This is a genomic window from Chitinophaga arvensicola (assembly GCF_900110835.1).
Taxonomy (GTDB): Bacteria; Bacteroidota; Bacteroidia; order Chitinophagales; family Chitinophagaceae; genus Chitinophaga; species Chitinophaga arvensicola.
Genome location: NZ_FOJG01000002.1, coordinates 1886922 through 1907842, shown reverse-complemented (window position 1 = coordinate 1907842; position 20921 = coordinate 1886922). Strand labels below are relative to the sequence as shown.

At 47.1% G+C, this 20921-nt stretch carries 18 protein-coding genes; 11 read left to right on the top strand and 7 right to left on the bottom strand.

Features of this window, described 5'->3' with window-relative positions; translation table 11 throughout:
• Nucleotides 1-23 precede the first annotated feature (23 nt).
• From BMW79_RS25140 to BMW79_RS25125, 4 genes are read left to right on the top strand one after another with little or no spacing between them, the layout of a single operon-like run.
• Nucleotides 24-1973, top strand: a complete 1950-nt coding sequence (locus BMW79_RS25140; RefSeq protein WP_089899545.1) for a RagB/SusD family nutrient uptake outer membrane protein — start codon at nt 24-26, stop codon at nt 1971-1973.
• A 43-nt stretch (nt 1974-2016) separates the two neighbouring features.
• The gene (locus tag BMW79_RS25135; protein ID WP_089899542.1) at nt 2017-2463 is read left to right on the top strand and encodes a DUF5018-related domain-containing protein; all 447 of its coding nucleotides are present in this window, start codon (nt 2017-2019) and stop codon (nt 2461-2463) included.
• Nucleotides 2464-2500: 37 nt separating this feature from the next.
• Nucleotides 2501-3616: a zinc-binding dehydrogenase gene (locus BMW79_RS25130; protein WP_218150438.1), complete on the top strand. Its 1116-nt coding sequence runs from the start codon at nt 2501-2503 to the stop codon at nt 3614-3616.
• Nucleotides 3617-3636: 20 nt separating this feature from the next.
• Nucleotides 3637-4311 carry a phosphonatase-like hydrolase gene (locus BMW79_RS25125; RefSeq protein ID WP_177192322.1) on the top strand — a complete coding sequence of 225 codons (675 nt, stop codon included), beginning with the start codon at nt 3637-3639 and terminating at the stop codon, nt 4309-4311.
• A gap of 52 nt (nt 4312-4363) precedes the next feature.
• Here the strand turns inward: BMW79_RS25125 and BMW79_RS25120 are convergent, their stop codons facing one another.
• Together BMW79_RS25120 and BMW79_RS25115 are read right to left on the bottom strand one after the other, a co-directional pair.
• Complete coding sequence (locus tag BMW79_RS25120) at nt 4364-5227, bottom strand: alkaline phosphatase (RefSeq protein WP_089899539.1); 864 nt, start codon at nt 5225-5227, stop codon at nt 4364-4366.
• 95 nt (nt 5228-5322) lie between these two features.
• Nucleotides 5323-5922 carry a helix-turn-helix domain-containing protein gene (locus BMW79_RS25115; protein WP_089899537.1) on the bottom strand — a complete coding sequence of 200 codons (600 nt, stop codon included), beginning with the start codon at nt 5920-5922 and terminating at the stop codon, nt 5323-5325.
• 163 nt (nt 5923-6085) lie between these two features.
• On the opposite strand from BMW79_RS25115, the gene BMW79_RS25110 reads away from it, so the two are divergent.
• The 3 genes from BMW79_RS25110 to BMW79_RS34430 are packed head-to-tail and all read left to right on the top strand — an operon-like array spanning nt 6086 to nt 7860.
• The gene (locus BMW79_RS25110; protein WP_218150437.1) at nt 6086-7345 is read left to right on the top strand and encodes an MFS transporter; all 1260 of its coding nucleotides are present in this window, start codon (nt 6086-6088) and stop codon (nt 7343-7345) included.
• Between the two features lie 16 nt (nt 7346-7361).
• Entirely contained in the window at nt 7362-7811 is a 450-nt protein-coding gene (locus BMW79_RS25105) for a GNAT family N-acetyltransferase (protein ID WP_089899532.1), read from the top strand.
• Nucleotides 7789-7860, top strand: a complete 72-nt coding sequence (locus BMW79_RS34430; protein WP_089904222.1) for a bacteriocin — start codon at nt 7789-7791, stop codon at nt 7858-7860. Before BMW79_RS25105 ends, BMW79_RS34430 begins: the two co-directional genes overlap by 23 nt.
• Nucleotides 7861-7862: 2 nt before the next feature.
• On the opposite strand, the gene katG is transcribed toward BMW79_RS34430, so the two are convergent.
• The 5 genes from katG to BMW79_RS25075 all read right to left on the bottom strand — a co-directional run bounded on the left by katG (nt 7863) and on the right by BMW79_RS25075 (nt 16262).
• Entirely contained in the window at nt 7863-10142 is a 2280-nt protein-coding gene (gene katG / locus BMW79_RS25095; protein ID WP_089899529.1) for a catalase/peroxidase HPI, read from the bottom strand.
• A 299-nt stretch (nt 10143-10441) separates the two neighbouring features.
• Complete coding sequence (locus BMW79_RS25090) at nt 10442-12580, bottom strand: TonB-dependent siderophore receptor (RefSeq protein ID WP_177192321.1); 2139 nt, start codon at nt 12578-12580, stop codon at nt 10442-10444.
• 134 nt (nt 12581-12714) lie between these two features.
• The gene (locus BMW79_RS25085) at nt 12715-13518 is read right to left on the bottom strand and encodes a helix-turn-helix domain-containing protein (RefSeq protein WP_089899523.1); all 804 of its coding nucleotides are present in this window, start codon (nt 13516-13518) and stop codon (nt 12715-12717) included.
• An 84-nt stretch (nt 13519-13602) separates the two neighbouring features.
• Nucleotides 13603-14619: an SDR family NAD(P)-dependent oxidoreductase gene (locus BMW79_RS25080; protein WP_218150436.1), complete on the bottom strand. Its 1017-nt coding sequence runs from the start codon at nt 14617-14619 to the stop codon at nt 13603-13605.
• Nucleotides 14620-14777: 158 nt separating this feature from the next.
• Nucleotides 14778-16262, bottom strand: coding sequence for an FAD-binding oxidoreductase (locus tag BMW79_RS25075; protein ID WP_089899519.1), 1485 nt, complete (start codon nt 16260-16262; stop codon nt 14778-14780).
• A gap of 93 nt (nt 16263-16355) precedes the next feature.
• Between BMW79_RS25075 and BMW79_RS25070 the strand changes: the two genes are divergently transcribed.
• The 4 genes from BMW79_RS25070 (at nt 16356) to BMW79_RS25055 (ending at nt 20838) form a co-directional block, all read left to right on the top strand.
• Entirely contained in the window at nt 16356-17222 is an 867-nt protein-coding gene (locus tag BMW79_RS25070; protein ID WP_089899516.1) for a helix-turn-helix domain-containing protein, read from the top strand.
• A 67-nt stretch (nt 17223-17289) separates the two neighbouring features.
• Nucleotides 17290-18801, top strand: coding sequence for an alpha/beta hydrolase-fold protein (locus tag BMW79_RS25065; RefSeq protein ID WP_089899513.1), 1512 nt, complete (start codon nt 17290-17292; stop codon nt 18799-18801).
• A gap of 245 nt (nt 18802-19046) precedes the next feature.
• Nucleotides 19047-19820, top strand: coding sequence for a DUF6345 domain-containing protein (locus tag BMW79_RS25060; RefSeq protein ID WP_089899510.1), 774 nt, complete (start codon nt 19047-19049; stop codon nt 19818-19820).
• 28 nt (nt 19821-19848) lie between these two features.
• Nucleotides 19849-20838, top strand: coding sequence for a hypothetical protein (locus BMW79_RS25055; protein WP_089899505.1), 990 nt, complete (start codon nt 19849-19851; stop codon nt 20836-20838).
• Nucleotides 20839-20921: the final 83 nt, after the last annotated feature.

Sequence of the window (20921 nt, the reverse complement as noted above, 5' to 3'; positions counted from 1 at the left end):
ATCACCAATAATATAGCTGAGATATGAAACGATATTCACAAAATATATGGAAGGCCGCTTCGGTGATCTGCAGTGTGGCTTTCCTTTTAATGTCCTGTTCGAAAGATTTCCTGGAAAAGCGCCCTTTAGCTTCTGTAGATGCCACTAACTTTTTCAGATCTGCCTCAGATCTGAGGATTTTTGTGAATGGCTTTTATCCAAGACTGGCCCCGCAATACAACACGCAGGGAGGAACGGGTACCGTAACAGGCGGAAACAGCAACCTGGCGCTGGATGCCAATTCAGACGTGATGATTGTGCAAACCACCATCACCAATAACCTGTACCGCTGGGGTGTTGCCTCCGTGGCGGCAGAAACAAACAGCAACTGGAATAACGGGTATTCGGCGATCAGAAGTGATAACTATTTTTTGTATTACGCCAACCTCAATGCAGAGAAATCGGCAGCGGCTAATCACTATCTGGGAGAGGGATATTTTTTCAGGGCATGGGACTATTTTAAACTCCTGAAAGAGTTTGGTGGCGTACCCCTGATTACGCAACTGCTTACAGATAGCGATGTCGATAAATTATTTGCACCCCGGGCTTCCCGCGAGGACGTGGCCAAACAGATTATCAGTGACCTGGATTCTGCCATCAGCCGCCTGTACTGGAAAGGAGAAGGCGAAGCTGCTACTGCCGGTAGAATCAATAAAGAATCCGCACTCGCTTTAAAAGCCAGGGTAGCCTTGTATGAAGGTACCTGGGAATACTATCATAGTAAGAAAGGAACGCCGTTTGCTGTTGGCGGCAAAACCGGCGTTGATTTCTTAAACCTGGTAGCACCCGCTGTGGAAACCATCATGACCCGTCAGGGAACTAAATTATATACCGCTGGCGGAGACAAAACGATTGCCTACAACCAGCTGTTTGCGCAAAAGGACGCATCCAATATCGATGGCGTATTCCTTTATAAAGTGTACGATGCGTCGAAGCTGACCTTAAGCCACAACTTCTTCTTCAAAATACTGGATTCGGGCCCGTCCATTACAGATCACCTGACAGACATTTATCTGAATATTGACGGTACGCCTCAATCTATCGCCGGCGCCTACACGAAATCGCTGGATGAATTAGGAGCCACATTGGATCCAAGATTCAGACAAACCATCTGGAACCCTTCCCGTGGCCCGCTGAATCAACTGCCAGGCAGAGGTGGAGATGGTGATCCGTTCAGGTACCCGGTGATTGCGTCCCAGGCGCCGTACACCAGTATCGGGTTTACATCTACCGGATATAGAAATTTTAAAGGTGCTGTACTTGCGCAGGAAGCAACCAGGGGAGAAACAGATGATATCCTTATCCGCTATGAAGAAGCGCTGCTGAACTTCGCCGAAGCCAAAGCAATCCTGGGAACTTTAACACAGGGTGATATAGACAGGTCTGTGAATGTAATCCGCGCCCGAGTAGGTATGTCGCCCATGAGCATCACTGCCGGAACCGGGTTCACGTACAAAGAGGAATATGGATTTGAGCTCACCGCTTTACCTATCGTTAATGAAGTAAGAAGAGAAAGGATGGTAGAACTGGCTCTGGAAGGCTTCCGCCTCGATGACCTGAAAAGATGGGCGGTATTTGATAAAGTGATTAATGGTTATCAACCTAAAGGCGCAAAGCTGCAGGAATGGCTGGATTACTTTAACAGGACACCCGCACAGGTAACGCTGGACAACGGCACCGATGCTGCTTTATACAGCCAGATCCGGAAAGATGGCTATCGCAAAAATGAATTCAAACTCACGGTAGACGGCAACGTATCTGCCTTTCCAAGTGGCAGAATGAACCCCTGGTTTAACCTGGTCGACTTCAAACCAGGTGGCAGAGGATTATTTATAGAACCGGCAAGAGATTACCTGAGCGCCGTTCCGATGCAGGAAGTAAAATTATACCAGGCCAATAAAGCGACGCTGTCGCAGAATCCAGGCTGGAATTGATTTTTTAACGATATAAATATTTACCCAACTAAATAATACCAGGATGAATAACATGATAAAACTTTCGGTTTTCCTGTTCCTGTCTTTGATTTTTACCGCTTCCTGTATGAAGCCGAGGGTGGACATGGATCTGTCTGTGTGGGGCGATAATGCCAATATCACGGCAGTAGTGCTTTTCAGGTATGTAGAAATCAAAAGCCAGTTAGGATACAAGGATACCGTAATCGGATACCAGAATGTATCCATTTCCACTAAAAGCAATACGATCGATAAAGCAGCGGCCACGGTGAATATTGTAGCGGCGAACGGAACAGATCTTACCAAAATGGGCATCAGGTTTTCTCATTTTGCCGTGAAGATTGAACCGCTGGATGGTGCGCCGGCAGCGGGTCTGATTGCTGATTTTTCCAAAGGAAGTTTTAAGTACCGGCTGTATTCAGCAGATGGTACCAAGAGAGACTGGACGGTGAATATTTCCGCAGGACAATAGTCACCCTACAAAAGAAAATAAAAACAGTACCATATTCATGAATGAAATAGAAATTGAAATGAACGGCCGCAAAGGGCAGCTGGCTTTATTCAACGGGCCGGGTAAAGCATTTGAACTGAAAGATTTTAACGTGCGGGCACTGCAGCCCGGGGAGTTGCTGGTGAAAAATGTGTACACTACCATTTGTGGCAGCGACCTGCATACCTTTTGCGGTGTGAGGAAAGAACCTTGTCCTACTGTGCTCGGACATGAGATTGTGGGAGAGATAGTAGAACTGCATCCCACACATACCGGCTTTGATTTGCGTGGTAAACAATTAAAGGCTGGCGACCGGATCACCTGGACGGTTTTCTCCAGCAATCCGCAATCTATTAATTCTTTACGCGGTATTCCGCAAAAGGGCGATGACCTGTTCAAATACGGTCATGTATTGGTAGAAGAGCCGGAAGTATTTCATGGTGGCTTAGGTGCTTATTGTATCATTAAGGCTAATACGGGCATTATCAAGCTGCCGGAAAACATCCCGTTGTCTATTGCGGCTACGTTAAACTGTTCCGTATCTACCGTGGCGGGGGCACTCAGAATGGCCGGTGATATGAAGGATAAGCATGTACTGATTACAGGCATGGGGCATCTCGGTATTACCTGTGCCGCTATGTGCCGCGAAGCCGGTGCCGAGTGGATTGGCGCTGCTGATATTGCCGAAAGAAGACTGGACGAAGCATTGGGCTTTGGTGCCGATGAGCTGTTTAATATGAATGGCGATAATTCAAAGTTATTGGCGGCATTACAGGAAAGAACAAACGGAAAAGGTATCGACGTAGTGTTCGATATGAGCGGCTCGCCCGAAGCCATGGAGTTTGGAATTAACAGTCTGGGTATAGGCGGATGCGCCGTATTGATAGGTGCGGTATTCAATACCAAACCGTTACTCATCGATCCGGAACGGGTGATCCGGAACCTGCTGACCATTAAGGGGCTGCACAATTATAATTTCGAGGATTTCAAATATGCGTTTGATTTTATAAAACGCAACTGGGAGAAATATCCTTTCAGTACGGTCGTAGAAAAGGAGTTTTCGCTGGAGCAGGTGGAAGAGGCATTTGAATATGCACTGGCGAAAAAACCTTTAAGAGTAGGCATTAAATTTTAGTATAAAAAAATAGTATCCGTATGATAAAGATGGTGGTTTTTGATATGGCCGGGACTACGGTCAATGAAGACAATGTAGTGTATAAAACACTGCAGCAGGCAATTAATGAACAGGGTTTCAGTTTTACGCTGGAGCAGGTGCTGGCCGAAGGTGCAGGAAAAGAAAAGCTGCAGGCCATTCAAAGTGTATTGGCAGTGTATGCCGGAAACAATAGTGTAGAACTGGCCGACCGGATCTTTGCACGTTTCCGGATTTTATTGGATCAGGCTTATGCCACCCTGGAAGTAACTGAACAGGAAAACGCCGGCAGCCTGTTTCAATCTCTCCGGAAAGAAGGCGTACTGGTGGTGTTAAATACCGGTTACCAGGCTGATACGGCTAATGGTCTTATTGAAAAACTGGGTTGGCAACGCGGGGAAGATTATGATGCCCTGATTACTGCCAGCGATGTGCCGCGTAACCGGCCTTACCCGGATATGATTTTGCGTGCGATGGAGCAATTTGGTATCAGTAATGGAAGGGAAGTAGTGAAAGTGGGCGATTCTACGATTGATATCGAAGAAGGAAAGAATGCCGGGTGTGCGCTTTCTATTGGTATCACTACCGGTGCGCATACGAAGGAACAATTACAACAGGCATCACCGGATTATATCATTCATAATCTGAATGAGCTGATGCCAATCATTATATCATAACCTATCCATGAAAAAGCCGCTGACCTGCTTGCAGGTCATGCGGCTTAACCATTTACTTAAAGATATCTGTAACAGGCCGGCCGATCCAGACCTGTGGCGCCACCAGTCCGAATATACGGGCAATGGTAGCAGCAGTATCAAAAGTCATAATGCTGTTCTTTACTTCGTGGTTTTGTTTGATGCCGGGTCCTTTCACGATCCAGGGAATTTCCATTTCATTCATAGAGATGGAGCCATGTCCTTTGTTGATGCCTCCGTGATCGGCGGTAAAGATCACCACGGTGTTCTTTTCTATGCCTGCTTCGCGGATGCTTTCCAGCACTTCCGCTACATGTGCATCGGTACGTTCAATGGCGGCATAATATTCCGGGGTGCCATGTCCTACGGTATGGCCTACACTGTCTACATCGTGAAAATGGATAAACAGGAAATCCGGTTTAGCCTGTTTGATATAGGCGGTGGCGGCAGCACTGACTGCCACGTCGCCATCACAGTTCTGGTCTTTGTTTACTGCGGCTTTGGGGAAGAGATAACCGATGCCATCCCATTCGTAGATGACGCCGATTTCACTTTGTGGTCTGGCTTTTCTCAACAAGCTGTAAACGCTGGGAAACATATTGTATTCATCCAGTACGCGGGCCGGAAGATCAGGCTTTTTGCTGCCCCAGGTGGTGTAGCCGTGTAATTCAGGTCCTGCGCCCATGACCATCGAGGCCCAGTTAGGTGCGCTGGATGAAGGCAATACTGTTCTGGCGTGGAGGCTCCAGGATCCCTGTTGCATCAGCGCCCTCAGAGTCGGCACTTTTGCCTGCTGAAACGCATAGGCGCCAAAGCCATCCGTGCCGATTAAAATAACATGTTGTCTTTTCTGCGCCTGTGCATAGTGAGTGAGGAATAAAGCACATAATAGCGTCATTGTTCTACTGATCCGAAGAAAATACATAGGTGTTTTTTCTTCAAATATATTTACTTTAAGGAAAATATTTTTCCTTAAAGTAAATATATGATCAATTATTTACGGAGTTCACCAAAGAAGTACATGACGAGCAAGCGGCAGGTAGTATTTGTGTGATTAATAGGCACATGGCCGATGCTGCCGTCAAAAAACAGTGCGTCCCCTTCGGAGAGGTCAAAGGTTTTGTCTTCCAGCTGGTATTGCAGGGGGCCATTGAGCACATAAATGAACTCATAGGCAGCAGTAGTTACCTGGGCACGCTGGGAGCCGGGTGTTAAAGTGAGCAATGAAATCTGGAAAGCACCGCCTTCAAAAGTAGATTCCAGTACCGACTGGTATTGAAATCCAATGGCGCCTTCCTCTTTTTCATAGGTAGAAAAGCCGTCTTTCGGAAGATAGAGATAGCCAGGGAAATCACTTTCGGCACTCAGTTCAGAGAAGAATATCTCTGGTGTAATACCCAGTTTCTGGATGATGGTAAAAAGGGTAGGAATGGTTGGTAACATACGCCCATTCTCGATTTTGGACAACAAGGCCGATTTGATACCTGTAACGCCTGAAAGGTCCAGTAATTTGAGACCTTTCTCTTTACGGTATTTTCTGATGAGCCCGCCGATTCTGTGGTAAACCAATTGTCCACCAGGTTCCTGGTTCATGTTCTTAACGATTTATTAAAATAAGATACTGTAAATTGACTAATAAGAAATTTAATTTCGCCACAGGAAATAATATTTATTCCACGTAAACGAAAAACGAAAGTTAGATAATTCTTCATTAAGCCCGTGTAAATTGTAAGGGCGCTTTAAATCTATTCAGGTAATGACTACAGGTGTTGTACAGGCAATGAAAAAACAGCGTTGGAAAATGCTGCTGGTGACCATGTTCTGCTATCTTTTCTTTTATACGGGCCGGCACAACTTTGGCTGGGCCGCCCACCAACTCGCCGATACGCTTCATATTTCCTATGAAAGGGTAGGATGGATCAGCTTCTCCATGCTGGTGAGCTATGCCCTCGGACAACTCATCAATGGTAACCTGGCCGACCGGTTCAGTCCCAAACACATGATTACCATGGGTGGCTTGCTGTCGGTAGCAGCGAATGTATTGATCAGTTTTTCGGATTCTTTTGTGATGATTCTCATTTTATGGAGTCTGAACGGATATTTCCAATCCATGGCCTGGGCTTCCGGCAGCCGGATTATTTCAAACTGGTGGACTACGGGCAACAGGGGACTGGCTTTTGGTCTTTATACCATGGCAGCCGGTTTGTCGTCCGTCATCACCTACCTGATGTCGATCTTACTGGTACATGAAAGCTGGCGCAACCTGTTCCGTATCCCGGTGCTTTTTCTGGCGGTGGCGGTGATTATATTTTTCCTTCTCGTAAAAAACGGACCTGATACCAGTGATGCCGATGCCGGAGATACTCCCAGGCAAAAGCCCGGATGGAAACAAGGCTACCTGGAGGTGTTGAGTAACCGGCGCTTCCTGGTAGTATGCCTGGCCCTCGGATTTCAAAGTATGGCGAGGTATGCCCTCATTTTCTGGCTGCCGCTGTATTTCCTGGGCACCGGACTGGAAACGCCTGGTTCCCAGGTGTGGATCAGTCTCCTGTTGCCTGTAGGCATGGCCACGGGTGCGATTGCATTTGGCTTTATGTCGGACTGGTTATTCCGGTCTAACCGGATTATTTCCATCAGCTTTGGTATGGGTATCTGCAGCCTGTTATCTGCAGCTATTTATTTTATCAACGTAAAAAGCGGGATCACCATTGCCACACTGGTATTCCTGGCGGGTTTCTTTTCCTACGGGCCACAGGCGAATTTCTGGCCGCTGGCGCCGGAATTGCTGGGACAGCGGTATGTGGGCACCGGCACCGGTATTATGAACATGGTAGCATATGTTTTTGCTGCAATAGGGGAGCCGGTGATGGGGAAATTTATTGACGCCACCGGTAATAAAGCGGTGATTTTTATTGTAGTAACAGTGATTGCCATGTTAAGCGCATTAACGATATTGCTGACCGGCGCTTTTGCGCCAACAAAGATCAATGAAGATAAGTCGGCAGTTTTTGTGTAGCGTATAAAAAGTAAACATGATTTTCAGAGAAGCCACCATTGACGATATCCCGGAGATGCAGGTAGTGAGAAATTCCGTAAAGGAAAATATCTTATCCAATCCTGCGCTGATATCACCTGCTGATTACACCTCTTTTATAACGGTAAGGGGCAAAGGTTGGGTATGCGAAATGGAAGGCCATATAGTAGGATTTTCTGTAGTGGATTTACAGGAGGATAATGTCTGGGCATTGTTTTTACTGCCGGCAGCCGAAGGCCGGGGCGTTGGTAAACAATTACAGGCCCTGATGCTGCGCTGGTATTTTTCCCAGGACAAGGACAGGATATGGCTGGGGACCAGCCCGGATACAAGGGCTGCTGCATTTTACCGTAAATCCGGCTGGATAGAAAACGGGAAGAACGGGGAAAAAGAAATCAGATTTGAAATGACCAGGGAGCGATGGAATACTATATCAGGAACTGTCTGAAAAAGAAACGGCCTCCATTACCGGAGGCCGTTTCTTTTTTTTGAAATGAGACTATTTCGCTAAATCAAATCTGTCGAGGTTCATCACTTTATTCCATGCAGCTACGAAGTCTTTCACAAACTTTTCCTGTGCATCTGAACTGGCGTATACTTCAGCCACAGCCCTCAGTTCGGCGTTGGAACCAATCACCAGGTCGGCGCGGGTACCCGTCCATTTTTTCTCACCGGTGGCACGGCTGCTGCCTTCGTAAACTTCCCTGTCTTCGGATAATGCTTTCCATGCGGTATTCATATCCAGCAGGTTTACAAAGAAATCGTTGGTCAGCTGGCCTGGGCGGGTCGTAAACACGCCATGCAGAGAGCCGTCGAAGTTTGTGTTCAGTACTCTTAGTCCACCAAGCAATACCGTTAATTCAGGTGCGGTGAGCGTGAGTAACTGCGCTTTATCTATCAGCAGTTCTTCAGTAGATACGGGGTATCTTGATTTACGATAGTTACGGAAACCATCAGCAATGGGTTCAAGGAAGCCCACTGATTCCACATCAGTTTGTTCCTGCGACGCATCTGTACGGCCCGGAGTAAAAGGAACGGTGATGGATTGGCCGGCATCTTTGGCGGCTTTTTCCACACCGGCAGCACCGGCCAGCACGATCAGATCTGCCAGTGATATTTTTTTGCCACCTGTCTGCGCAGTATTAAATTCTTTGGCGATGTTTTCCAGCGCGGTTAATACTTTCTGGAGTTGTGGCGTATTGTTGACCGTCCAGTATTTTTGTGGAGATAAACGGATACGTGCACCATTGGCGCCGCCGCGTTTATCGGAACCACGGAAGGTAGAGGCGGATGCCCATGCAGTAGATACCAGTTCAGCTACACTTAAGCCGGACGCCAGTACTTTTGCTTTGAGATCGGCCACGTCTTTATCATCTACCAATGCATGATCTACGGCTGGTACAGGATCCTGCCAGAGCAGCACTTCTGCCGGAACATCGGGGCCGAGGTAGCGGGCGCGTGGCCCCATATCACGGTGTGTTAATTTGAACCATGCACGGGCGAACGCATCTGCGAGTTGATCCGGGTTTTCCAGGAAGCGCCGGGATATTTTTTCGTATGCGGGATCAAACCGTAAGGAAAGATCGGTCGTGAGCATGGTAGGGCGGTGTTTCTTTGAACTGTCGAATGCATCAGGGATAATATCGCCTGCATCTTTAGCTACCCACTGATGAGCGCCTGCCGGACTTTTGGTCAGTTCCCATTCAAAGGCAAACAGGTTTTCAAAGAAATTATTGCTCCATTTGGTAGGTGTGGTGGTCCAGGTTACCTCCAGGCCGCTGGTAATAGTATCTGCTCCTTTACCCGAACCATAGCTATTACTCCAGCCCAGGCCCTGTGCTTCCAGTCCGGCAGCTTCGGGTTCTTTGCCCACATGTGTGGCCGGTGCCGCGCCATGCGTTTTACCAAAACTGTGACCGCCTGCTATCAGCGCTACTGTTTCTTCATCATTCATGGCCATGCGGCCAAATGTGTCACGAATATCTTTTGCAGCTGCTATCGGATCAGGATTACCATCCGGACCTTCCGGGTTTACATAGATCAAACCCATCTGTACCGCTGCGAGTGGTTTTTCCAGGTTGCGGGAATGGATATCACCATCTGCATTATCATCTGATACCAGTACGCCATGATTTTCTTCCACACCGGGAGAACCATGAGCATAGCGAAGATCACCGCCTAACCAGGTAGTTTCAGAACCCCAGTATACATCTTCATCCGGTTCCCATACATCCTCACGACCACCGGCAAAACCAAATGTTTTAAAGCCCATAGATTCCAGCGCAATGTTGCCGGTAAGGATCAGCAGATCTGCCCATGAAATTTTGCGGCCATATTTTTGCTTGATAGGCCAGAGCAATCTGCGGGCTTTATCCAGGCTAACGTTATCAGGCCAGCTGTTCAGCGGGGCAAAACGTTGTTGTCCTGCACCGGCGCCACCACGGCCATCGCCTACACGATAAGTACCTGCACTGTGCCATGCCATCCGGATAAATAAAGGACCATAATGCCCGAAATCTGCCGGCCACCAATCCTGTGAGTCGGTCATGAGTGCATGAAGATCTTTCTTCACGGCTTCCAGATCAAGACTTTTAAAAGCTTCGGCATAGTTAAAATTTTCTCCCATCGGATCGGATAGGGAGGAGTGCTGACGCAGAATATTCAACTTTAACTGATTGGGCCACCAGTCGCGGTTCCTGGTGCCTCCACCGCCATGGTTATGCTTCATACTACCGTTATGAAACGGGCATTTACTGATGTCATTTGATTCTGTTCCCATTTTTGTGAGTTTATGGTATTGAATGAATACTTGCCTTATGCAGAATGCCAAAAATATGATAATGTAGAAATAAACGTAATCAATTGATTTTATAATAAGATAGTCTGAATCTATTACAATATAATAAACCCTGGGTATTATTGGTGGTCATCTCCAAAAAATCTTTTTAGCTTAACAATCAACCGGTGAAGAATGTTGGGGTAGAATTACTTTCGGGAACAGAGGATGGGGGAATAGTCTGGCACCCATAAAAAAAGCCGCCTCCATTTATGGAGACGGCCGCTATGATGATTTGCGTATCAGAATTTTACACCGATACTTAAAGTAGATCTGCGGACCCACAATGGCTCATACAGCCCACTTCTCGCGAGGTACCCGATATTGTTGGTTAAGTTGGAGACATTCAACCGGGTAAAGAACTGGCGGTAACTGTAGCCGATACTGGCATCCATGCTCCAGTAAGCTTTTACTACCGCATCCGGCAGGTTTTGAGTAGAAGCATAAAACTTTCCTTTATAAAAGAATCCATAGCCGAACTCCAGTCCTTTCAAACGGCCTTTATCCAGAACATAATCCGCCCAGATATTGAAGGTCTGCTTGGCATTTCCTTCCAGCTGATTACCGCTTTTAAATGCCGGATCTTCTACCACGGTGGCATTGATATAGGAAGTTGCAATATTGATGCTCAGCTGTGGGGTAATTTTTCCATTGATATCCAGCTCCACGCCCCGGCTGCGATGATGTCCTCCCTGGTACATGGCCCACTTGTAGTACTCGTTGTAAGCCAGGTGGGGCCAGTCGGGCGCACTGTCCAGCCCGAATACATAACCCACAATATTCTTTTTGTCGATCTGGAAAACGGAGAGCCCGATACCCAGTTTACCGCTGAATAAATTAGACTTGGCACCGAACTCGATCTGTTTGGCATCGGTCGACTGCAGCATGATATTCGTCAGTTCATCCCAGCCGTTCTGTTCGTAAGACTGTGTGTAAGAGGCATACACTGACAAATCTTTCAGCGGTTTTACCAGCAATGCAATTCGTGGAGAAAGCGGTTTCTTTACATCATCTTTATAATTTGCGGGAGTTGGATTGGCAGCGGTGTATTTTGTGCCCTGGATGGTTTTATTGAAACGCACTCCCAGCATGAGATGGATTCTTTCATCCCACATTTTCAACTGATCCTGTACATAGGCGCCATACCTGGTGATGAACTGTTTGGGTTTATCCGGATCTCCATCATAACCGATAATTTTGGGTAATATGTTTTCGCCGTATACAGGGTGGTACATATTAAAAGGTTTCAGTTCCACCGGGTCATTGTAAAAGATGGTATAGTTCCGGCGGGTATAATCGGCACCTATTACAAAGTCGTGATGAACGCCAAAGGTGGAGAATTTGCCGACCAGGTCCAGCGTGGTACCTGCAATACCGGTAAACGTCTGGAAAAATTCGGTGGTTCTGTTCAGATTACCGTTTTCATCCGCTTTGCCATCGGGGAAAAAAACGGATTCTTCCTGTTCCTGTGCTTTGGAGTAATACGATACATTGCGGATAGACAAATGGTTACTGATCTTGTAACTCAGCGTAGAGTAGACGCTGGTTTCATTGTACCGGTGCCTGCTGTCAGGTTCTCCTAAAAAAAGGCCCCGGGGGATCTTTTTTAAACCTTCGAAAGTACCATCTGGTGATACTAACCCCGGGGCAAAAGTGCGGTTATCATTTTTAGCGGTTAATTCTACATTCCATTCCAGTGCCGGGATAATTTTCCAGGTGATGCTGGGGGCGATCAGGTAGTTTTTACCATTTATTTTATCAATAAAATGATTACTGGATTCATACGAAGCATTTAAGCGGTAGAGCAGGTTTTTAGCGGGTGTTAACGCACCGCTGAGGTCCAGGGTGGGTCTTACGAAGCCATACTCGCCTACTTTCAGTTCAAATCTGCGGTATTCATAGTCCAGCGGTTTCTTCGAAACGAAATTCATCACGGCTCCCGGCGCCACATCTCCATATTGTATGGATGCGGGGCCTTTGAGGATTTCAATTCTTTCTATATTATCGCCATACAGGCGGCCTGTGGTTTGCATTAAGATACCATTCCAACGGAAGTTGGAATTAAAGTTCATGCTGAAACCACGACCGTTAAACATCGCATAGCCGTCGCCGTAAGTACCGGTAACGGTGATGCCGCTTACGTTTTTGATGGCGTCCCGCACATCGGTGATCTGCTGTTGTTCTATCAGTTTTCTATCTATCAGCTGCACAGAAATGGGCAGATCTATCAGTGGGGTAGGGGTTTTGGTGATTGATGCGATCTGACGTTTCTGGCCGTATACCATCAGTTCTTTTAATAACCTGGAGGTATCGCTATCGGTTGTTTTATTATTGGTGTGCTGCGCGAAGGCTGCCGGCCCTGTTAAGCAGAGGAGCCACATACACCTCAATGTTAGATTCATGGTTGTGCGTTGTATTTATGTAATAACTGGCACAAAGGTGGGCAGGTTTGGGCTTAGGCAGCTATGCTGATCCGGAAAAGTAATTACGCAATCAGGAATTTCTATGGCGGGCGTTATTTTAAGTGGTTGGGCGGGTAGCCGAAGTGATTTTTAAATGCGTAGGAGAAATGGGAAAGATTTTCAAAGCCTGCTTCGAGGTAAACATCAGTTGGTTTCACCTGCTTTTCCGCTATGAGGTAATGCGCCAGCTGCAATCGCTTTTCGGTGAGCCATTTCTGGGGTGTTGTCCGGAAGCTGCGTTTGAAATCCCTTCTGAACGTAGCCACACTTCTGCCGGTGAGGTAACTGAACTTCTCCATCGTCATATTGAACATGTAATGCCGTTCCATAAAATCGGTCAGATCAATTTTGCCCGGCTCTTCAAAATTGGCCAGTAAACCGTCAACATCTTTGTCTGTTGATCTTAATATGCTGATGGCTTCTTCAATTTTTATAGCAGCAATATCCGTTGGCAGATTTTCCGTTAAATCAAAATAAGGGATCAGGGAAGCAAAGCAACTTTCCAGTAAAGGATGTTTTTTGAAGAGATATACTTTTTGCAGTGGCGTTACTGATCCGGCTGTTTTATGACGGCTGTAAAAATCGCGGAGCATTTCTTTGGTGAAATGCATTACCGCAGTTTTATGAGGTTTGCCATCTTTGGGATAGTTAATGACGGTAGCCAGCTGATGACGGGGAATCAGGAAGATATCGCCCGCTCCGAACACGTAAGTCGCATCGGCCAGGATAATCTTTGTTTCTCCCGAAATAAACCATACCAGCATATGGTGTTCAAACAGTACTTCTGTTTTGAAGTACTTGCCTTCAAATTCCGAAAGTTTGATATCGGGGGTGATATATTTTGTAACGAATTCCATAGTTGCCAACGATTGAATGTACGAAATAAAACAAGCCGGGGCAAAGCTTGCCTGCCATAACCGGCTTGTTGCTTCAGTGGTATCTCAGTTCACGGGAAAAGAAATGCCCGTCATATTTTCGCTTAATGTCCACAATTTTTTTGCATCTCCCTGATGAACAGAATAAGGCTTTACACCTCTTAAAGAAGACGGATCACAGTAATCGTGTATTATATTTCCCAGATCCAGGTCGGCTACATCTGCATTTTCACAATATACCCCGCCGATGCCGTTTAACTGCGGACTGGTAGCGCACCATACGGAGGTAGCGGCGCCCTGTTCCACTGTTTTCAGGGTGGCGGCTACTTCCGGGCGGAGATTACCTTTTTCGTCGTGTGTGCCCATTTGCTGGAATAAGGCCATCGGTGCGGCACGTCCCAGATCGGTACCATTCACGGACCCGGGGTGTAAAGAAAATGCCCTTACGCCAAATGCTTTCCCGCGATGATCGAGTTCTACTGTAAAAAGGTTATTAGCTGTTTTGGATTGTCCGTATCCCTGCAGGGTTTCATATTCCCGGTGAAGAAAGTTCGGGTCGTCAAAATTAAAGGGAGCGATCTGGTGGCCGAAGGACGATACATTTACGACCCTTGCACTGCCGGCGCGTTTCAATGCCGGCCACAGTAAAGCAGTGAGCTGGAAATGTCCGAGGTGATTGGTCGCCAGCTGGGATTCATAACCCCGTTGATCCCGGCGGAGGGGTACCCACATGATCCCCGCATTATTCACCAGTATCTCCAGTGTGGTATGGGGGGCCAGGAACCTGCTTGCGAAAGCATCAATGGTGTCCGGCGTCATCAGGTCCATGGGTTCAATAATCACGTTTTTGATGCCTTTCAGGTTATTGGCGGCCTTTTCCAGGTCCCGGGCTGGTATAATTACCTTCGCACCTGCTTCGGCAAAAATTCTGACTGTTTCCAGCCCGATACCTGCATAGCCTCCGGTAACAACAGCTGTTTTGCCGTGAAGGTCTATTCCTTTTATCACATCAGCCGCTGTGGAACTGGCGCTGAAGCCGGAGTGAACGGGCTGTTGTAAGCTACCATCATAATTGTCTTTCATGTTCATATGTTTTATGAAACAAAAGTAGAATGTATGAGGGCAGGCTGTTTTGTTTAAAACGTCAATTTACTTTGTTTAAAGCGTCAAATCCGGAAGAGGCTATCTGCCTTGTTCTGAATAAGCCCTACAGGTGAAATAATCAACCTGAAATCAGCCACTCAGGCTTCGCGGATGGACAACGCATGATAAAATATTCCCAGTGGATCCCATTGCCGCTTCACCTGGCGGAGGCGCGGGTAATTGTCTTTGTAATACAGGGTATGCCATGGAACGCCGGATTTGTTCCATTCAGGATCTGCGAGATCGGTATCCGGGTGATTGATCATGGCGCCATCTGTCTGATCATTGGGCGCTGGTACACCACCACTGTTTTCAAAGAGTTCGCTATAAAACGCCCGTACCCATGCCAGGGTGGGGGCTTCGCCGGATGGATCGGCCCAGCCGGTATTACAGGCCACATCCATGATGGCATCGCGTTGAGCCGTTGCCGTGGCATCGGGCGGCACGGTGTTTACTTTACCGCCATAGGTGGCCATACCAAGGCCACCACCCACTTTTTCATTACCCGTGAGATATTTAAAGGCTGTAGCGATCTGCTTATCAGTGAGCGGTTGCCGGAAGTAGGCATCTTTAACCTTGGCCAGTGCGTTATCGAAACCCGGCTGGAATAGTTCAGGGAACGGATTCAGGGCGAAGCGCAGCCAGGGCATTTCCTCCATCTGTGGTGTACTGGCAATACTGATGCGGTCTGTAATGGCAGCCAGGTGTTCATTGATGAGCTGCCTGGCTTTAGCGCCTGCCGTGCAGAGTCCTTTTATCTCTATTCTGCCCAGGTTACGGTGGTTCAGGAAAAGCAGGCTGAATAAGGAGAGGTAGGGGGAATCCGGGCCGCTGTACTGCTGACTCCAGGCTCCGAAATTTTTTGTGAGCCGGGTGAAAGCGCTTTCGTCAACATCTTTCCAATCCCATCCGACTCGGAAGGTGGTAATAGTGGCCGGTGCTTTGGGTAATACATTTGCCGGACCGGACCCGGTGGCATCCGCAGCGCGGAGCCAGTAGCGGGTCACGATTCCAAAATTACCACCACCGGCGCCGGTATGTGCCCACCACAGTTCCCGGTGCGGATCATCTGCTTCCCGTGTGGCGATCACTACCCTGGCTTTGCCGGAAGCATCGACATATACCAGTTCTATTGCATAGAGGTAATCGGCTGCCAGCCCGTATTCCCGGCAAAGGAAGCCAAACGCACCACCGCAGATATGTCCGCCGATACCGATACCGGGATGCTCGCCGGCCGGCAGTACCACTCCCCAACCCAGGAACAACCGGCGGTACATCTCACCAACGGTAGCGCCGGCAGCCACAGAAAAAGCGGATTTCCCTTCATCAAAAAAGATGTCTGTCATCAGCGACATATCTATCAGCACCTGCACGGCAGGATCTGATACAAAACCTTCCAGGCAATGTCCGCCACTGCGTACTACCAGCCGCTGTTTACTATCCACTGCGTCCTGTACTGCCTCCACAACTTCTGCTACTGTTGTTGGAAGACGGATGTATTCGGGCTTTCCTGAAAAGCGTTTATTGAATCTTTTTCCGGCAAGATCGGAATATCGTATATCGTTGGGGGTGATCTTTTCCATATATTCAGTTTAAAGAGTGTAAGCTTGCCGCTCAACTTTCATTCCAATACGTTTTCCCTATTTTTAAGTACCTTAACGTCAACAGTGAATCTCATGAAGGTAGAAGTATTTTACCCGGTTAGCCCGGCGCTCCGCAAGCATATCGCCTATTATTATTTTCTGAAGACGGATACTGCCGGTTTCGACTGTACTTACTATTCTTTTCCCAATGAGTTACAGTCGCTCAATATCCACCTTCATGCAGATTGCACGATTACCGACAATCAGATCTGTGTGGAAGGAAGTACCCGTAACGAGCATCTCATGATCCTGCAGGGAAAGTTTGATACACCCTTACAGGTACGCTTGAGAGGCCTGTTGGATAAGGTGACTATTGCCTTTAAGCCTTCGGCTCTGAATCACTTTATCACGGCGTCGTTTATAGAAGTGGCAGCACAAACGTCGCAGGTTTTTACGGACTGGAACAATGATGATCACTGTGTTAGTTTCCTGAAAAACTTTTATCACGCTGATTCCTGTGAGGAACGGGTTGCAGTGCTTGAAAATTTCCTGTTATCACGGTATAACCCTTTGTCTGATGAAGATCTGCTGATAGAGGCTGTGCAACAACTCAGCAATTTTGAAGAGGAACGCAGTATTGCCGATATCGCCGCCGGAATGCAATTGCACGTTCGCTCCTTTCATCGCCTGTTTTATAAAAGGGTAGGTATTTCTCCGGTAGCTTTCCGTAAGATTGCCCGCTTCCGGCATTCCCTGAAAAATAAACTGTTGCTGACACCGGGAAGAAGTCTGACAGAAATAGGGTATGGGAGCAATTTTTCTGATCAGGCATATTTTTCGAAAGTTTATAAAAAACTCACCGGGCATAATCCTTCTACGTTTTTCAACAACGTAAACCTGTTGGATGAGAATGGGCTGGTATTTGAGTTTTTGCCAGAACCGGCTTCCATAACTTTGTAACACGCCTGTCCGAAAAGTACAATTTTATGTTCACCTGATGCTTTTCCTTTGCTGATAAAACGGCGTAATGAAATACTTTGTTATCACGATTGTCCTCCTGCTGAAAGGAATGGCAGTATTTTCCCAGAAAGAAATCAGGGAATGCCTATTCTCGCATGAATTGAAGGATAGTATCCATTACAACATATTTCTCCCGGAAACAGCAGGTACAACGGAAATGCCGGTACTGTACGCTTTCAAATATGGGATGGTAGAAGGTGCTTATATCGCAGCCCAGCTGAATTACTTCCAGGCAGCAAATTATCAGTTGCCTAATACGATGGTAGTTACTATTCAGGCTGATATGGACAGAATAGGATTTTCCTATAAAACGGGGATGCTTACTCCTGCCGGCCGTCAGATGTTGGCCTGCATAAAAAATGAAATAATACCTGCCATTGAAAAGAAATACCATACTTCCAGCTTCCGCACATATCTGGGGCATTCGTATGCAGCCAGTTACGCCAGCTACCTGTTGCAGTACGCACCGGAGCTATTCCGTGGGTATATACTGCTGGCGCCGGAGAAAGTTGGGGTGGATTATTCCCGGCCGTCGCCTGATGTAACGTCGCCTGCACCGTTTCTCCAGGATGAAAAGGCCATCCGTTTTTTCAATGATACCACTACTTTTTGTTATGTTGCTACCGGTCAGTATGATGTGGAAAGAAGGAAGGCCTATGCGCAGGAATTACTGGCGCATTTCCGCAACCTCGACAGCACCCGTTTTATATCAAAATATGATAGTATTTCAGGAGGTAATCATACTAATATCCTCACGATGGCCATTCAGCCCGCACTGGAATTTATTTATCAACAATATGATCCCTATTATGAAGAAGGGCCGGAAATGGATGCCTGGAAGTTGTATTCACAGGCGCAGAAACGTGTAAAGAATGTGTATGGAATTTCAACAGTGAGAAATTTCAACTGGTATACGCGCTTCCTGCAACAGGCTGTGGCAGCAAAGGATACCGGCATACTGGTCAATTTACTCCGTGAGCTGGATACCCGGCAACGGAAGACTTACGAAATGCTGCGTCTGGCTGGTTTTTGTTTCAGGGCTGGATGGATGCAGAAAGCGGAACAGTATTATCTGCAAGCGATCAATGATATCAACGCCCGTCATGGAAATGAACCCTATGACCCATTCCTGCTCACAGATGCTTACCAGCGCATGGCATTCGATATTTATAAAGAACATCCGGTTGTAGCCTGGGCATATGTTCAAAAAAGTATTGCGTTGGCCAATACTCCCAACCAGTTTGGGGTGAGTAACATAGAGGTCTATTACGACGCCGGCGAATTTGCTGTAACGAGTAACTATAAAATAAGAGAAGGATTACAGTATCTCTCCACTTATCTCGCAGGCAGAGGCGAAGTGATAGATGATATTCACCGGCCATATTATCTCGTATATTACCAGATGGCAATGGGTTATTACCGGTTGCATAACAAGAAAAAGGCCCGGGAATATTTACAAAAAGTGTTTGCACTGAATAATAACTATCAGCCAGCCCGGAAGCTAATGGGTCAATTGTAGATTTTTAATTTTCCGGTCAAAATATCCGCCACTGCAGTCCTGCTGTATCCGGAGGTGAAAATAGTCTCAGGCGATATTTTCAAAGCGCTATACTTGTCATGCTATTTTAGTATATTTAGGTAGAGAATGAAGAGCAATACCCCAAAAGCTTAGTCCAACACTATTCTGTCATTATTTAAATGCACCCCAAAAGAACGACCGGATCATCATCCGGATATTTTTGTTTTCACCCCAAAAAAACGATCATGAAAAAAATGAATTTTCTGCATCCTCATGGATGGAAAGCACTGCTTGCTATGCTCCTGTGCCTGTTTTTCTTTATGATGCCTGCCAGGTCGGCCGACCGTGAAATAGGTGGTTATGTAGACCGCGCGGAAGACCGCTTTGTGCGTAATGTCTGGAATTTTATCAAAAATTTCCAGGGTTGGCAGAACATCGGTATGCACCGTTACCAGGAAGTACAGTACTTCTGGGCAGAACCCTTTGAGTTTGATTCCGACCACCAGGATTTTGTGGACAAAATGGACCTGGCTTATGTAGCCGCGCATGGTAATTCCTACTATGTGCAAACCAATCAGAGTACCAGTACGGGCGTGGATCTCCGGTCGTGCCCTGCTTATGGCGATCTGGCGACCGGCGGCGACCTGGAATTCCTGATCATTGAGTCCTGTTCTACAGTAGCCTCTGCACCTGAGGCTCCGGCCAGCGGTGACTGGTGGACACCGTGGACTTCCATTTTCCATGGATTGCATCAACTGGCAGGTTTCCGTACCCTCAGTTATTCCGACAACGGAATTCCCAACCGCTACGCCAACCTGCTCAAAGCCAATGGTGGCGTGTGGCAGTCGTGGTTCAGCGCAGTAGACGGGGAACGCACTTTTTCCGGAAGTACCTATTCCACCTATCCCGGATTTGCCAGTGCTATCATTTATACCACCACGGAAAACGACCGCCTGGGTAACTATGCGGCAGATCCGGCCGGAGGCGCTAATAATATGAAAACATGGTGGCAGTTCTGATATTTATTGATCTACAAAAAAGTCTGTTATGCAAATAAAATATATGGCTTGCTTCATCCTGCTGGGTGTAGTCAGCATTTCTGCCTGTAAATGTAACCGGCAGCATCCTCCAACGGGGGAAGCAGGGGCCGTTTACATCTATGAATTTGAGAAAGGCGCCCCGCTTTCTGCGGATAATACGAAAAAACTGATCGCTGATTTCCTGGGTAACCAGCCAACCACCGATCTCTTTGTATCAAAAGAGGATAACATAGCCTACTTTGTTTCCCCGGCAGATGTAAATACTACGCTGGAGCAGGATCTCAACAATGGCAACATTGCCTTTAGTAAACTCACCCAGGCGTACCTGGGAGATCTGAAACCACAGCTGCCTTCCGGTCAGGATGCAGTGCGCATCGGGGAGAAATTTCTGAAAGAAAAAGGGTTGTTTCCAAAGAATGCCGGTGAACTGAAACTGGTACATACCGGTGGCGTTCGCGCGCAAACAGCCAAAGGACCCATTATTGATAAAATGGTGACCTTGACCTATGCCCGTGTGGTAGACAGTATGCAGGTGATAGGAGCCGGGTCCAAAATAGTGGTTAATATAGGGGATAAAGGCGATGTAGTAGGACTGATACGCCGCTGGCGCGAATTGAATACCGGCGGCAGAAAAGAAGTGAAGGCCGAAGAAATGATTTCACAGGAAGAAGCCACAGCACTGGCTAAAAGACAGATTGCACAGGAATTCGGAGAAAAAGCAGGCTATGATTTTAAAGAGATCCGGAAATCGTATTACGATAATAATGGGGGCATCCTTCAACCGGTGTACGTATTTGAAACGGTGGTAACGCTGCGTAGCCAGGACAAAATCCAGATCCCCCCTGTGTCGTATCTCTGTGTGATCCCACTGTTGAAACAATCGCCAGAGCCGTTGAACCTCACGAAGACAGATCCCCGTGCAAAAGAACTGATCAAAAATATAGATCGTGCCGGTATCGATACCAGCGACAGGAAGAACCTGCGTAACAAGGATTAAGTTGTTACTGAAATAATGTATAGCCGTTCACGTTATAACGTGAACGGCTATTTACTTAAAATTACCTCTTTGTATTATTAATT